General features: G+C 45.9%; 14 protein-coding genes and 2 pseudogenes. 3 read left to right on the top strand and 13 right to left on the bottom strand.

Features of this window, described 5'->3' with window-relative positions:
• Positions 1 to 226: 226 nt before the first annotated feature.
• The 3 genes and pseudogenes from AC5JL3_RS23150 to AC5JL3_RS23140 form a co-directional block, all read right to left on the bottom strand.
• Positions 227 to 865 carry a Uma2 family endonuclease gene (locus tag AC5JL3_RS23150; protein ID WP_496076720.1) on the bottom strand — a complete coding sequence of 213 codons (639 nt, stop codon included), beginning with the start codon at positions 863 to 865 and terminating at the stop codon, positions 227 to 229.
• A gap of 36 nt (positions 866 to 901) precedes the next feature.
• Positions 902 to 1,318 carry a HEAT repeat domain-containing protein gene (locus tag AC5JL3_RS23145; protein ID WP_496076719.1) on the bottom strand — a complete coding sequence of 139 codons (417 nt, stop codon included), beginning with the start codon at positions 1,316 to 1,318 and terminating at the stop codon, positions 902 to 904.
• A pseudogene (locus AC5JL3_RS23140) lies at positions 1,311 to 1,616 on the bottom strand (IS701 family transposase); the annotation flags it as partial. The gene AC5JL3_RS23145 and the pseudogene AC5JL3_RS23140, both read right to left, overlap by 8 nt.
• Before the next feature lie 92 nt (positions 1,617 to 1,708).
• Here AC5JL3_RS23140 and AC5JL3_RS23135 point away from each other — a divergent pair.
• A complete protein-coding gene (locus AC5JL3_RS23135; RefSeq protein WP_496076718.1) occupies positions 1,709 to 2,401 on the top strand; it encodes an ISAs1 family transposase in 693 nt (230 codons plus the stop codon).
• A gap of 196 nt (positions 2,402 to 2,597) precedes the next feature.
• Here the strand turns inward: AC5JL3_RS23135 and AC5JL3_RS23130 are convergent.
• Positions 2,598 to 3,266, bottom strand: a pseudogene (locus AC5JL3_RS23130) (transposase family protein); the annotation flags it as partial.
• Between the two features lie 357 nt (positions 3,267 to 3,623).
• Between AC5JL3_RS23130 and AC5JL3_RS23125 the strand changes: the two are divergent.
• Together AC5JL3_RS23125 and AC5JL3_RS23120 are read left to right on the top strand one after the other, a co-directional pair.
• A complete protein-coding gene (locus AC5JL3_RS23125) occupies positions 3,624 to 3,866 on the top strand; it encodes a hypothetical protein (protein ID WP_496076717.1) in 243 nt (80 codons plus the stop codon).
• Entirely contained in the window at positions 3,866 to 4,309 is a 444-nt protein-coding gene (locus AC5JL3_RS23120) for a type II toxin-antitoxin system VapC family toxin (RefSeq protein ID WP_496076716.1), read from the top strand. The genes AC5JL3_RS23125 and AC5JL3_RS23120 overlap by 1 nt, the downstream gene beginning before the upstream one ends.
• A gap of 143 nt (positions 4,310 to 4,452) precedes the next feature.
• Here the strand turns inward: AC5JL3_RS23120 and AC5JL3_RS23115 are convergent, their stop codons facing one another.
• From AC5JL3_RS23115 to AC5JL3_RS23075, 9 genes are all read right to left on the bottom strand, one after another.
• On the bottom strand, positions 4,453 to 5,955 hold the full coding sequence (locus AC5JL3_RS23115; protein ID WP_496076715.1) for a GMC oxidoreductase: 1,503 nt from the start codon (positions 5,953 to 5,955) through the stop codon (positions 4,453 to 4,455).
• Between the two features lie 209 nt (positions 5,956 to 6,164).
• Positions 6,165 to 6,773, bottom strand: coding sequence for a cytochrome c oxidase subunit 3 (locus tag AC5JL3_RS23110; protein WP_496076714.1), 609 nt, complete (start codon positions 6,771 to 6,773; stop codon positions 6,165 to 6,167).
• Positions 6,770 to 8,479, bottom strand: coding sequence for a cytochrome c oxidase subunit I (locus AC5JL3_RS23105; RefSeq protein ID WP_496076713.1), 1,710 nt, complete (start codon positions 8,477 to 8,479; stop codon positions 6,770 to 6,772). Before AC5JL3_RS23105 ends, AC5JL3_RS23110 begins: the two co-directional genes overlap by 4 nt.
• A gap of 74 nt (positions 8,480 to 8,553) precedes the next feature.
• A complete protein-coding gene (locus tag AC5JL3_RS23100; RefSeq protein WP_496076712.1) occupies positions 8,554 to 9,543 on the bottom strand; it encodes a cytochrome c oxidase subunit II in 990 nt (329 codons plus the stop codon).
• 167 nt (positions 9,544 to 9,710) lie between these two features.
• The gene (locus AC5JL3_RS23095) at positions 9,711 to 10,307 is read right to left on the bottom strand and encodes a DUF2231 domain-containing protein (RefSeq protein WP_192221815.1); all 597 of its coding nucleotides are present in this window, start codon (positions 10,305 to 10,307) and stop codon (positions 9,711 to 9,713) included.
• Positions 10,304 to 10,801: a DUF2231 domain-containing protein gene (locus AC5JL3_RS23090; protein ID WP_192221816.1), complete on the bottom strand. Its 498-nt coding sequence runs from the start codon at positions 10,799 to 10,801 to the stop codon at positions 10,304 to 10,306. The genes AC5JL3_RS23095 and AC5JL3_RS23090 overlap by 4 nt, the downstream gene beginning before the upstream one ends.
• 312 nt (positions 10,802 to 11,113) lie before the next feature.
• Complete coding sequence (locus AC5JL3_RS23085; RefSeq protein ID WP_496076711.1) at positions 11,114 to 11,269, bottom strand: hypothetical protein; 156 nt, start codon at positions 11,267 to 11,269, stop codon at positions 11,114 to 11,116.
• A 24-nt stretch (positions 11,270 to 11,293) separates the two neighbouring features.
• Positions 11,294 to 12,643: an adenosine deaminase family protein gene (locus AC5JL3_RS23080; RefSeq protein WP_496076710.1), complete on the bottom strand. Its 1,350-nt coding sequence runs from the start codon at positions 12,641 to 12,643 to the stop codon at positions 11,294 to 11,296.
• A 60-nt stretch (positions 12,644 to 12,703) separates the two neighbouring features.
• Positions 12,704 to 13,192, bottom strand: a 489-nt coding sequence (locus tag AC5JL3_RS23075) for a nucleoside transporter C-terminal domain-containing protein (RefSeq protein ID WP_496076709.1), incomplete at its 5' end; no start/stop codon positions are given.

Raw genomic sequence — 13,192 nt, 5'->3', positions numbered from 1 at the left:
AAGAGTGCATTTGTACTACTTCACCCTTCGCGTTGTGCCAGTTGCGTAAGTCCTGAAAAAGTAAAGCCAAGCTGTTGGGTGTGGTGAAAGCTAGGCGCAAACGTCATCGAGACATCGACGCTCACACCCAACTTATTTGGGGCAGTATTTCCTTAAGTTGACACCAATGACAACCGTGCGCCCCTACAGATGGTGGTTCAAAGGTAAAGAAAGCGTAAGTCCTGACTTAGATACTATCTGGATCGATGTTCAATTCGCGCAATTTTGCGGCTAATCGCTCGGCACGTTGAGCCTCAAATTCCCTCTGTTCTTCCAATTCCAAATAAGAGAGAAACCTTTGTCCATCGGGGCGATATAACTCTAACCCTTCTTCTGTTAATTCAAATCGTACTCCTAAGCGAGGACTTACCCAGCTTGACACAGGTTCAATTACCTCTAATAGTCCTTCAATTCTTTGCCAAGCATTCAATTCTTTATCGTCTGGGTCATAGAGGTAATATTCTTCTATTCCGTAGCGATTATAAAAGGCTAGTTTTTTATTCATCTTTGTATCGCTGTCGCTGTAGGAGCGTATTTCAAAGACGACTTGTGGAGGGATATTATTCTCTTGCCACTGGAGGTATGAACGCCTGTCGCCTTTCGGTCTGCCAAAGACTACCATCACATCAGGTGCTTGGCAAATCGTGTTTTTACCTTCAACGGGATACCACAGTAAGTCACCTGCAACAAATACATTCGGGTCATCTTTAAACAGAGCATCACAACCGCCTTGGATTTTTGTAATCCACTGGTACTGAATTGTGCTGTCTGCCATCGGTTGACCATCACTTGAGGGATAAATGATTTCTTCTTTAATGAGTGTCATAAGGTTTACCACAAATGCCCGTGCAGATGAATGATGCTATTCCTCTAATTTTGCCAATTTCTTCTGAGCAAACTCCCTCACCTTCTCATCTGGGTCATTTTCTGCTCTGTCGCGTAACAGTGATAAAGTTTGGGGAGAGTCAGGACGCTGCTTGATGATTGCCTCAAGTGCGGTTTGCCGAGGGTTGCCTTCCCAGTTTTCCTTGCGCTCAAAGGGGTCATTGATGGCGCGAGCATACAACAATTCAAACATTCCATGCTCATCTTTCCACCCCTTGGCTAACTCCTGCACGGCTGCACTTCGCACATCCGAATTATCGTCAGAAGTAGCGCATTGTTTGAGCAAGGGCAAGGTATCGGGGTCATCTTTCCACCCCTTGGCTAACTCCTGCACGGCTATTCCTCTTCTGTCACTCTCCGAAATAGGAAGTAACAAGAAAGCGAAATTATCCATCAGAAAAAAAAGGTTGAAATTGATTCATGGCATGAATTAACTCGTGAAAACCGAGCAATAAATAAGGATTAGGGAAAACATCTAGCCAAGGAAAAATGAGCGACAAGGCAAGAGTCGGTTGGATAATTAAACGCAGATTATTCAAAACATTTTTCCAGCCCGTTTGAGGATTCCATTGTTGATGGCGAGAGAAATCAACAGTCGGAGGAGGAATCTCAGCTTCAGTTGAACAAGATTGATTTAAAGACAAAAAAGCTGGGGAATTTAAACTAATCATCAAATAAACGCAAAAAATGACAGGGCAAACGCATCTAAAATGGGCTGGGAAATGAGGTAAGATGCGAATTTGCCGTTTGGCTTGGTCAATTGTCGAGCGTGCAGCATTCAAGCATGACCCTAAACCTGGAATCTACCATCCTTAAGCACTTTGATGAGCTAGAAGACCCAAGAATCGAGCGCACCAAGCAGCACCAACTGATAGACATAGTGGCGCTAGCTATCTTGGCAGTACTGGCAGGAGCCGATGGTTGGACAGCGATCGAAACATATGGTCAAGGCAAAGTGGAGTGGTTGAGTCAGTTTTTGGGACTGCCCAATGGCATACCCTCCCATGACACGATTGCCAGAGTCTTCTCGCGTCTAGACCCACAAGCATTTGAACAATGTTTTCTCAATTGGATTGCATCGATTACTCAGGCGCTAGGAGCACAGGTGATACCCATTGATGGTAAGCAATTGCGCCAGTCCTTTGACCGCAATCAGGGACAACAGGCGATTCAGGTTGTCAGCGCCTGGGCGAGTCAACATCGCATCGTGTTAGGGCAAGTGAAGGTAGAGGCTAAGTCCAATGAGATTACTGCCATCCCAAAATTGCTGGAGATGCTTTCGATTAGGGGATGCATCATTACTATTGATGCCAGTCGTATTCGTAAAAACCACGCGCCAGAAAACTTTGCTCTGCTTAGACATCTAGCATTGAACTTGTTAAATCGAGACAAAAGTGTCAAAGGAAGCCTTCGCCAAAAGCGGTATCGAGCCGGGTTAGACAATAACTACTTGGTCAAAGTAATCACCAGCATTTAGGAACCCGCTTGTACAACCCATCCAGAAAACTGAAAAGTCCTATTTGAGCCATCAATCGTACTTGATTGATTAGCTTAACTCAGCTCAAAACAAGGATTTTCTAGGTTTCCGTTTGCTGTTGTCAAGCAATTTTCCTGCTTTTCCAGCAACGCAAAATTTCATCTTTTTGTCAAATAAATTTAGATGCGTTTGCCCTGCAAAAAATGATTTCCCACCACTTTTCAATCTCCTGGAAATTAGTAAAGCGATAATCCGTCCAACCCAATTCCTGCTTGTCTTGCCGAAAGGCATATTCAAGCCAGGTTCTCAACCCATAACGATTTCCCAAACTCTTCAAGATGTTCCCCTGAAGATTTGTCATCACGAAAACCGTAGAATTTGCAGGCAGAGTTTCTGGGTCTAGGGTGATTTCCCAATAACTTCGATAACTTCTCTTGCCAAAAATGATTTCTCTAATATATCTTGTTTGAGAGGTTTGATTAGTGAATATTCTCTGAAATTGATGCCATTTATTCGCTCTAACCTTTTGATGAGGAGGCAGCCAGACACTGTGATGGCATTCACCTTTAACGCCGCTAACGGTTTTCGATAATCTTCGCTCTCTTAATTGGGCTACGGGCCAAGGGGATTTCGCAACAAAGTGGTGCAGCGCTTGGGCTGATTTTAACCCAACTACTTTTGCGATTTCGGGTAGAGATTTCCTCTTAATTCCTGAGATTATTCCTAAATGTAAATATTTAAAACATTCATAACTTCTTACTTCGGGAAATAAGTCTTTGTATCCTAAACAATATTTATCGATGAATGATACCGTTCGCTGTGCATCTCTTGGTAAATGTTTCAGGATTTGTAACTCTACATCCATTGCTCTGTCTACTTCGTAGAGATTTACAGTATTTATTTCTTCATTCTAATTCTCGGAGAGTGACAGAAGAGGGATAAGACCCAATTTAAAGGCGTGATATCAAGCCCGGCTAATTACCCATAATAAGAATTTCCCCGTGTCTCCCCGTCTCCGCGTCTGTCTCAACTATGGTATTCAACTGGACATGATATGACAGCTTATTCCAATACAATGATTGGACAGATAGCGATCGCCCCACAATAAAGAAAATGTGATCGCACTCTTATAATTACATGAATGAGAGATGCTTATACGAGTGCGATCGCAGCACTAAAATAAAAAAGCGATCGCCCATCAGCAAAAGGCAATGTACACCCTATGACCCTCAAAGAACAACTCCTCCAAGCAATTGAAGCTTTGCCGAGCGATCGCCTTGCCCAAGTCCTCACCTTCGTGCAATCTGTCTCCACCAAGCCTTCTACCACATCTGCTAAATCCTTCCTTGCCCACCTCAAGACAATCGGTACTTGGTCAGGCGACGACTTCCAAGAATGTCTAGAAGCCGTCCAAAACTCACGAGGAGAAGCACAATTTGACTACAGCCCCAATCCCTTCGAGTAATGTTTCTCCTCGACACCAACCACTGTAGCTATGCCATACTAGGCAACATTCAAGTACTTGAGCACCTTGCAAACCTTGGAGATGAGTTAATCGCGACCTGCACGATTGTTAAGGGTGAACTGATTGACATGGCGGCGCGATCGCAACAGCGACAGGCGAATCTTGCCCTGATTCAACGCTTCCTGGTTGGGCTATACATCTACCCAATCGACGGAACCACCGCCGACATTTACGGCAACCTCAAAGCCGCAGTCTTTGATCGCTACGCCCCAAAAGACAAAGCACAACGCCGCAGAACCAACATCACTCAATTGGGTATCGGTGAAAATGATCTTTGGATTGCCGCCGTTGCACTTCAGCATCAACTCACCTTAGTTACAACAGATCAAGACTTTCAGCGCATACAAGCCGTTCAGCCATTCGACTTGGAATCCTGGTTGTGAACATCGCCAGAGGAGAGGCTTTAATTCTTTCAGCGTCATGGCAAACAGTAGACTTGCGGCTAATTACTATTCTATAGAACCTATTCAGCCATCTACCCCATCTCTGATTACCCTAGATGGCTAAAACTCTCTCCCCAGAAGCCTTACTGCAACTGCTCGATTAAGCGATCGCCCACTCGCAAAGCATTGGCAATAACCGTTAAACCGGGACTTACACTAGCATGAGAGGGGAAAAAACTGCTGTCTACCACATAGAGATTATGCACTTCATTGGCACGACAGTTGAGATCCAACACAGAAGTCGCTGAGTCTTCTCCAAACCGACAGGTGCCGCACTGATGAGCCACAACTGACGTAGGCATATCACTGCGAGGATGAGTTGTGCGATTAAATACATTGGGCTGAGACTGCTCAACGCTTTTTAATACATCAACCCAACGATAGACCAAGCGATCGTGTGATTCTACATTATTCGCCGTGTAATCAATTCGCAGTTTGTCTCCCACATAGCGAACGCGATTGTCGGGATGGGGCAAGTCTTCTGTTTTCAGCCACCAACCGATTGAATGGGTTGCTAACTGCCGCAAGCCAAAATTTGGCATAAGCCTAGACAATGCCGAAAAAATCGGTGGTGCTTCTGCAAAAATGACATCTTGAAAAATACCACCAGAGTTTTGCACATGACCCATCGGATACGGAAAATCCTTATCTCCCCAATAAAAATCATTTAGCCCCAGTGTGCGGGAAAATGACGCAGAATTAGCACTAGAGGTTAACTGCACCACAACCGACAGCAGTTGTTTCATCAAATTTCGCCCCACCTGATTAGAGCCATTTGCAATCCCATTGGGGTATTTTTCGTTAGCAGATCGCAGCAGCAATGCCGCCGAATTCACAGCCCCACAGGCAAGCACCACAATATCGCCTAAAAACAAATATGACTGTTCCCCAATTTTTGCCTCAACTGCTTTGATCTCTGAGCCGGATGGGTTGGTATGCAGACATACGACCTGAGCAGAAGTTTTGAGCGTCACGTTTTCGCTGTTGAGGATTGGCGTCACTCCGGTGTCTTCAGCATCGGTTCTACCGTGTTCGCCCAACCCTAGCGGCAAATGAACGGGATGCAACCCCTGCTTAGAAAGCGTGTCACCAATGCCTTGCAGCATCGGCTCATGGGCAACTTCCGGAAAGGGATAGGCTTCGCTATGGGGTGGTTCGGTGGGGTCATCTTCGGCTTTACCGTGTACTTGATACAGCTTCTCGGCTTCTGTGTAGTAAGGCTCAAAGTCCTGATATTTTAGTGGCCATGCGGGAGAAACCCCACTCTGATGCTGCACTTGCTCAAAGTCACGTTCGCGCATTCGCTGCAAAACGCCACTCCAGATTTTTGTATTGCCGCCAACCGCATAATACGTTTGCGGATTAAACGGCTCTCCTGTATTGTCATACCAGGTTTCAGGCGCATGAAATTGCTCTTTCTTAAAAACTTCTGTATCGACTAACTCGGAACTTTCTCGGTAAATTAGTTCTCCGCGATCGAGCAGCAATATCTTTTTACCAGTTGGTGCCAGCTTTCGCGCCAGCGTCCCACCGCCTGCACCCGTGCCAACAATAATTACGTCATAGTATTGGTCGTCAATGATCATATAAATCTCCTGTTATGGGGGAAGGGTGAAGGGAAGGCAGTGTCACTTTTGTAGGTTGGGTTGAGGTACGTAGGGGTAAGCCTTCTCGAAGAGTAACCCAATCGGCTAACCATAGAGTTGGGTTTCGCGATCGCTCTACCCAACCTACTTGAACTACTTGAACGCTGTGTGCAAACCTGACATACTCCCCTCCTGCCTCCTGCTTTCATTCACTGCCAGACATAGATTAGGGTGTACAACACGAGCCAAATGACATCGACAAAGTGCCAGAATAAAGACGTTGCTTCAACACCAAAGAAACCGTTGTCGTAGTTACCGGGAATAAACGATCGTCCCAACATCAAGGTTTGCAGCAGAATTCCGGTGAGAACATGTAAGCCATGAAATCCGGTGAGTAAATAAAACGTGCCGCCGAACAAACCTGACTGGTAGGTAAAGGGTAAACCGCGCCATTCCACAGCTTGCCCAAATAGGAAATAGCTACCCATCGCCATCGTGGCTAATAGAAATAGGCGAAAGCCCCACAATTTTTTATCGTGTAAATAACGCTCAGCCACGTAGATCACAAAACTACTGGATACCAGCACAATCGTATTAATCAGTGGCTCTCTGGTTTCCAAGCCTGTAACGCCTGGTGGATACCAATCGGTAGCGGTTGTTTTGTAGACAATGTAACCTGCAAAGAAGCTCAGGAAGATGACACTTTCCGACAGCAGAAACACGATAAAGCCGAATTTGCTGTTTCCAGCTTCGTCATGCTCCTGGTGCTGTCGAACGTTAGCTTCAACGTCTTGTGCAATCGCCTTTTCTGCTGTCATGATGGTTGCTGCTGCGTGAAAGATTCAGGAAATTCAGTCAAACCTGGGTTGGGAACGTTCCCGACCAATGGTTCGTTGCTACCGTAGCCGTAGGGACGCGAAACCACAATCGGCGTTTCTTCAAAGTTTTCTACTGTAGGCGGTGAAGAGGTGAGCCACTCTAAGCCGTATGCCCGCCAAGGATTGTTGCCCACTTTGTCACCCCGAATCCAGGAACTCACCATGTTGAGAATAAAGGGTAGCGTAGACAACCCCAACAGAAACCCGCCAATACTTGCGATGACATTCCAGTAGGCAAATTCCAGGTCATAGGATGCAACACGACGGGGCATTCCCATCAATCCTGCGGGGTGCATGGGCAGGAAGGTTAACGCCGTTCCCAGGTAAGTCAAGGCAAAGTGCAGTTTGCCCAGCCCTTCATAATACATGCGTCCGGTCATTTTGGGGAACCAGTGATAGATTCCAGCATAGATGCCCATCACAATCGCACCATACAGCACGTAGTGGAAATGTCCGACCACAAAGTAGGTGTTGTTGACGTGAATATCAATCGGCACAGAAGCCAGAAAAATTCCGGTAATTCCAGCAAATAGCCAGTTACTAATGCCGCCCAGCGCAAATAGCATTGGCGTGGTGAAGCGAATCTTGCCACCCCAAATCGTTGCAACCCAGCCAAATACTTTAATACCGGAAGGAATGGCAACCAGCATAGATGTCACCATGAAGAACATCCGCATCCAACCAGGAGTGGCACTGGCAAACATGTGATGCACCCACACCACACCACTGACAACCGTAATCAAAATAGATGATGCCGCAATCACCGGATAGCCAAATAGGGGTTTACGGGCATGAACGGGCAAAATTTCGGAAAACATCCCAAACGCTGGCAGAATCATCACATAGACTGCCGGATGGGAATAAAACCAGAAAAAGTGCTGATATAAGATGGGGTTGCCGCCCCGCTCTGGTGCAAAAAAGCTCGTACCAATCGTGATATCGAGCAACAGCATCACCGCGCCCCCAGTTAGTGCAGGTAGCCCATATAGTTGAATTAACTGCGCCCCTAGCACTGCCCAAACAAAGGCAGGTGTTTTAAACCAAGTCATTCCCGGTGCCCGCATCCGGAAGATGGTGGTGACAAAGTTCACCGCCCCCATGATGGAAGACACGCCGGAAATTGCCACTGCCAAAATCCACAACACCTGACCGTTAATCAAATTACCGGTTGGGTTTTGCAAACTCACAGGCGGGTATGCCCACCATCCAGATTGCGATGCCCCTCCCGGTACCAGGAAACTGACTAGCATCAAAATGCCCACCACCGGAACCATCCAGAAGGACACTGCATTGAGGCGAGGAAATGCCATATCGCGTGCCCCGATCATCAGCGGCACTAGATAATTTCCCAGTCCCACTAAAACGGGGAATGTCCACATAAACAGCATGATCGAGCCATGCATCGTGAACAGCGCATTATAAACGGTGCGATCGACCAGATCGGCATCGGGGGTAATCAGTTCACCCCGCATCACCATCGACAACAAGCCTCCAATCAGAAAAAAAACGAAAGAGGTGACGATGTATTGAATGCCGATGACTTTGTGATCGGTGCTGAAGGTGAAGAATCGCTTCCAGTTGTCGGGCGCACCGGGGTACGGCTGTCCGCGAACGACTTCTGGAGCATCAATCGAGATGTTCGTCATAAAATACTAATCCTTCGCTAATCCTTCGATTCCCTACGGGACGCTACGCTAACGCTAAATGGGAGCAAGCCGTATTAGATGGCTGGACTATCTGGTTCATGCTTAGGGGCATAGTTCACTACAGGTGGTGGCGCAGGTGGAATTGTTTCCCAACCGCGAACAGCAACCTTATCCTTGGTGTTACCTGCTCCTGGCTCAGAACTCTGGCTGTACTCGTAGGCAGCCTGATTAAAAGCAGGACTGGGTGTTTGAGCAGCCGCATCTGCTAACCACTGTTGATAATCGCTCGGTGATTGCACCACCACATCCGTTTGATTTGCCGCAAAGTAAGTGCCACTAAACATGGAATCGCGCAGGCGATAGGTTCCAGTTTTAACGGGAGTCAGTTCAAAATCGATTTCGCGATTGGGAACGATATCTTGCTTGAGGCGAAATGCTGGAATGTAAAACCCATGCAACACATCCTCCGATCGCAACGTGAAACGCACCCGGAGATCGACAGGTAAATGTAACTCAGTGCTGGTGATATCCTGTTTTGGATAATGGAAAATCCATGCCCATTGCTTAGCGGTCACGTCAATTTGCTCAATGGGCGCAGTTTCCACTGCATTCTGAATGTCCTGCTGAGGCGTACTATCAAAGGGTTCAGCGTAAGCAGACTCCATCATATCAGGCATGTGCAAATGCACCAGTTCCATCGGCCCTCGTACCGCCATTTTTTCGTAAGTACGATAGCTAACAAAGGAAAGCGTTAACACCAAAACCAATGGCACTGCCGTCCAGACAATCTCCAGCCAGAGGTTGCCTTCAATCGGAGGCCCATCGCTCATGTCATACTTACTTGCTCGATGAAAGACCAACGAGTAGAGGAAAGGGCCGATCACACCCAAGTAAATGAATGTGCCTAACCCAGTGAAGAGACTGAATAAATCATCCTGCAACTTCGCTTCTGCTGCCGCTTCTGGCGGAAACCAGGAATAGGATTGCTTCGCCATCCAGAAGCTAGCAAACGTGACCAGGATGGCATAGACCGTCATTATTAAAATTGCGCGGAGTTTGAGCATGACAGCATCACACCAAATTTAGAACAAGGATAAGGCAGGAGGCACGAGGCAGGAGGAGGAGAAAGGTAAAGGTTCTTCTGCCCTTTGCCCTTTGCCTTTAATTAAAAGGAGGAAGGAGGAAAAACTAAGACTTACTTCTGCGCTTTGCCCTTTGCCTTCTCCCTTCCCTACAGTTGATTAGGATTTTCGCCTAAGTGCAGCATTTGATCGGCTGTAACGTGAATGCCGAACTCAGCACCCAGATGTGCGCCCAGTGTTCCCTGCACAAACATCAGAGCAAAAACAAATAAACCAGCAGCGAGATAACTCCACTGCACCTGTCTTGCCATGTCTTTGCGCCACTGATAGCGTTGAAAGCCTCGCCAAACGGTCATTCCCACAATCAAGGTCAAAATCAGTACCCCGCCCACGCCGTGTAGAATCATCGTTTCCAGGGCATGAAGCCCCCAGGCGCTGGTGACATCCGCAAGCGGTACAGCTAAAGAAACTTCAAACAAACCCGCCATGACCGTAAAAAAGGTAATGATTGCGGATGCCAGCAGATTATACCAACCGACATCAAACAGCGATGAGCGAGTAACGGGAATCGCCAGAAACTTAAACGCCGCTTTGTCCAGGGGAAACAGCACCCCTACAATATCAAATGCGATCGCTATGATAAATAACCCTAGTGTTAGATGCACCAGGTTGGGATGGATGGGAATTGGGTAGGGCAACCCATTGATTCCCAAACTTCCCCACTCTTTCAGCAGGTCTGGATTCATGACAAGCCCTCTCTGATTGCATCTACGACAGGAATCGTGTGCAAGCCATAGACCCACACGAGTAAGCTACCCAGGTAGGTTTGAACACAAACTAGCCCAACTAGCAGCACACTCACTGCGAGGTAAGGAATGGGCAACTGCGGTCTTTCCTGCAACCGAATCACATAGCGCCATGCAGTGACGATTGCCAGAATTCCCGAAAGCGACCAGCCCAAAATTGTATGGACATTCAGCGTTGAAACCGATGCAGCGTAAGGTTCTGCCAGACCAGCTTCAATCTGTCCAAAAATAATTGAAATGAAGATCGAAACCGTTGCAAACGCGAGGTTCCACCAACTGACTTCATACAATTTGGAATTTTTTGTGAAATACCCAAGGAGATCGCAAAACACTGCAAACAGCACCATCGCAATCACGAAATGCACCACAATTGGGTGAATGGTATCGGGATAAGGAAGGTTGTGCTCGTTGAGAGGCGGAAGATACTTAAACACAGGTTTTCAGAAAAATCCAGTGACAGTGAAATGAGGATAGTACTGAGGAATTATCTGGGCAATTCAACTGCTTAAGAGGATATTTAATAAAGATCTAATACACATAGATCGATAACTCCTGAGTTTTAAGAGTTCCTGTTTGGAGGTTAGCCTCATTTCTTGTTTTACAAAATCAATCCAAAGAGAGAAGCGTCCTCCTGCCTCTCCCCGATAATGCGTTCAATGCCCCGCTGATTAGTGGGACTTAGATAAAAACGGCTTCAAACCCGGATAGAGAAGTCCTTTCAGCTTGAACGTGCATAAATCTAATGTTTATAAGGGTTTCAGGTGTTTTAGATCATTTTCCAGAACTCCGAACTCCGTCGTTGCCAAACCAAAAGTCCGATGAGAAATATCATCGACCAGAGAATCCGCTGGCACAACAGCGATCGCATTTTTGAGCGGTTGATAGAATGCGATCGCCCTCATGACACATTCTCTTGTTTGGTACTCTTAAAAGTTGATGCCAAAATTCTTTTCAGCATAACCTGAAGAAACTGGCTTCACGTCCTCCAATTTTTCTACCCAATCTTCAGCCAAGTATTTCTGCTCAAATTTAGCAATATCTACTTGGTAGTCTGCCAAGAGTTTAGCTTTTACTTCCGACTCAACAAATGAGTATTCCAAACTATTGTGTCCTAGCTGAACAATCTCATTCCAGGAAAGATTAAATAGTCTAACCGCTGTGTAATATTCATCTGTCATATTTGAATCCCATATTCCTCTGTCATCAGTATTTAGGCAAACGGGGATACCAATGCGTAGATACTCTGGGAAAGGATGAAGACTCAAATCTGGCACATACCCTAATAGCCGATTGCTAATTAAATTAATCTCAACCAAATACTTGCTATTTCTCATTAGCAGCATTGTTTCTGGGTCACTAATTAGATTAATACCATGACCAATCCGTGTTGCGCCTAACAACAGAGTGTTTCGGATATAGTTATTTGGTTTAGCCGTTTCACCAGCATGAATTGAAAGCTGAATTCCACTGTAGGTTCGACGGAGTTTCCGAAAGGTATTGAGAAAGCGTAGGGGTTGCCCTTGCTCGTTATCTTCACGACCAACTAAATTAACACCTACCCATAAATCTCGGTGTGCTGCAACAAATGCATAAGCGTCCTCAATTTGCTGTTCTGCATCAGGGGCAAAACGCATTACAAAGAGTTGGAAACGAACAGTAACACCTGTGGCTAAAGCATCCGGCTGACTTAGGCGCTGACGAAAGTGAGAGGCAACTGTTTCTGAATTGATTAAGTTACCATTAACATCCTGAAATCTAAATGGGTTCATGATAGTTTCCAGGTAGCGAACCCCTTCATCCCCAAGTTGCCTCATGTTTTCAACTAGGGACTCTGTTAAAAGTTCTAAGTCTTGGCGTAAATCAAGTAGGCGAGGGAAGATGCACTCAAAAAATTCATCACAACCTTTATCAGAAGTATCAAGCTTTAGGGAAGAAAGCCAGTTTCTTTTATGTTCTTCGTTTAAAGTGCTTATCGGCTCGTATTCTAATTTAACACAATCTGAAAGTTGGTTGTAAGAAGACTCACGAAGGTTTTTGTATGCTAAAAATGGCTCATTATTATCCTGACACTTCAGGTTTTGCGTGCGAGTGAAAAATTTCTTTCCTCCATTCATTGTTTTGTCGGTAGCGGCTTTAAACCACCATTCAGGAGACGTTGAACCATCGAGATGATTGTGAAGGTCTCCTCCTTTAGGCAACTTGAACAAAAAGGTATAAAGTTGTTCCTTGGTCGTAATCTTCTTGAGTTGTTCAAACCATTCTAAGAAAGTAGTCAAAACCATCCTCTCAAGTTTAATGACACTAATAAATTCTAAAAGCTTATGAGTTTTTGTTTATTACAACAATATTCCAGCAATACAGGCCGTCATAAAACAGGCAAGTGATCCACCCAACAATGCCCTGACACCCAAGCGAGCTAAATCAGCCTGACGCTCCGGTGCAATACCACCAATACCACCAATTTGAATGCCAATTGAACCAATGTTGGAAAAACCGCAGAGGGCATAGGTGGCAATGATGATTGCTCGTTCGGAAAACTCACTTGTCCCTGCTTTGGATTCCTCAATTAGCTCTTTAAGGTCTAAGTAAGCAATAAACTCATTAAGAATCGTTTTTTTGCCTAACAACACACCAACTTGACCGCAATCTGCCCAAGGAACTCCCATCAGCCACGCTACAGGAGCTAGTAAAAAGGAAAAAATTAACTCCAAAGACAGTCCTGGTAAGCCAATCAGCCCCCCCAGCCATCCCAGAATAGCGTTGACAAGGGCAACTAAGGTGATTTCCGAGAAAAAGCTTACCGCTGAGATCAGGTAGTAGGATTC

The organism is Symplocastrum torsivum (genome assembly GCF_059505465.1).
This window is presented reverse-complemented; position numbering and strand designations above follow the sequence as displayed.

Bases quoted from the DNA above. Each gene is read 5' to 3' on its own strand.
- AC5JL3_RS23150 (WP_496076720.1), bottom strand. From the start codon at position 865: ATGACACTCATTAAAGAAGAAATCATTTATCCCTCAAGTGATGGTCAA.
- AC5JL3_RS23145 (WP_496076719.1), bottom strand. From the start codon at position 1,318: ATGGATAATTTCGCTTTCTTGTTACTTCCTATTTCGGAGAGTGACAGA.
- AC5JL3_RS23135 (WP_496076718.1), top strand. From the start codon at position 1,709: ATGACCCTAAACCTGGAATCTACCATCCTTAAGCACTTTGATGAGCTA.
- AC5JL3_RS23125 (WP_496076717.1), top strand. From the start codon at position 3,624: ATGACCCTCAAAGAACAACTCCTCCAAGCAATTGAAGCTTTGCCGAGC.
- AC5JL3_RS23120 (WP_496076716.1), top strand. From the start codon at position 3,866: ATGTTTCTCCTCGACACCAACCACTGTAGCTATGCCATACTAGGCAAC.
- AC5JL3_RS23115 (WP_496076715.1), bottom strand. From the start codon at position 5,955: ATGATCATTGACGACCAATACTATGACGTAATTATTGTTGGCACGGGT.
- AC5JL3_RS23110 (WP_496076714.1), bottom strand. From the start codon at position 6,773: ATGACAGCAGAAAAGGCGATTGCACAAGACGTTGAAGCTAACGTTCGA.
- AC5JL3_RS23105 (WP_496076713.1), bottom strand. From the start codon at position 8,479: ATGACGAACATCTCGATTGATGCTCCAGAAGTCGTTCGCGGACAGCCG.
- AC5JL3_RS23100 (WP_496076712.1), bottom strand. From the start codon at position 9,543: ATGCTCAAACTCCGCGCAATTTTAATAATGACGGTCTATGCCATCCTG.
- AC5JL3_RS23095 (WP_192221815.1), bottom strand. From the start codon at position 10,307: ATGAATCCAGACCTGCTGAAAGAGTGGGGAAGTTTGGGAATCAATGGG.
- AC5JL3_RS23085 (WP_496076711.1), bottom strand. From the start codon at position 11,269: ATGAGGGCGATCGCATTCTATCAACCGCTCAAAAATGCGATCGCTGTT.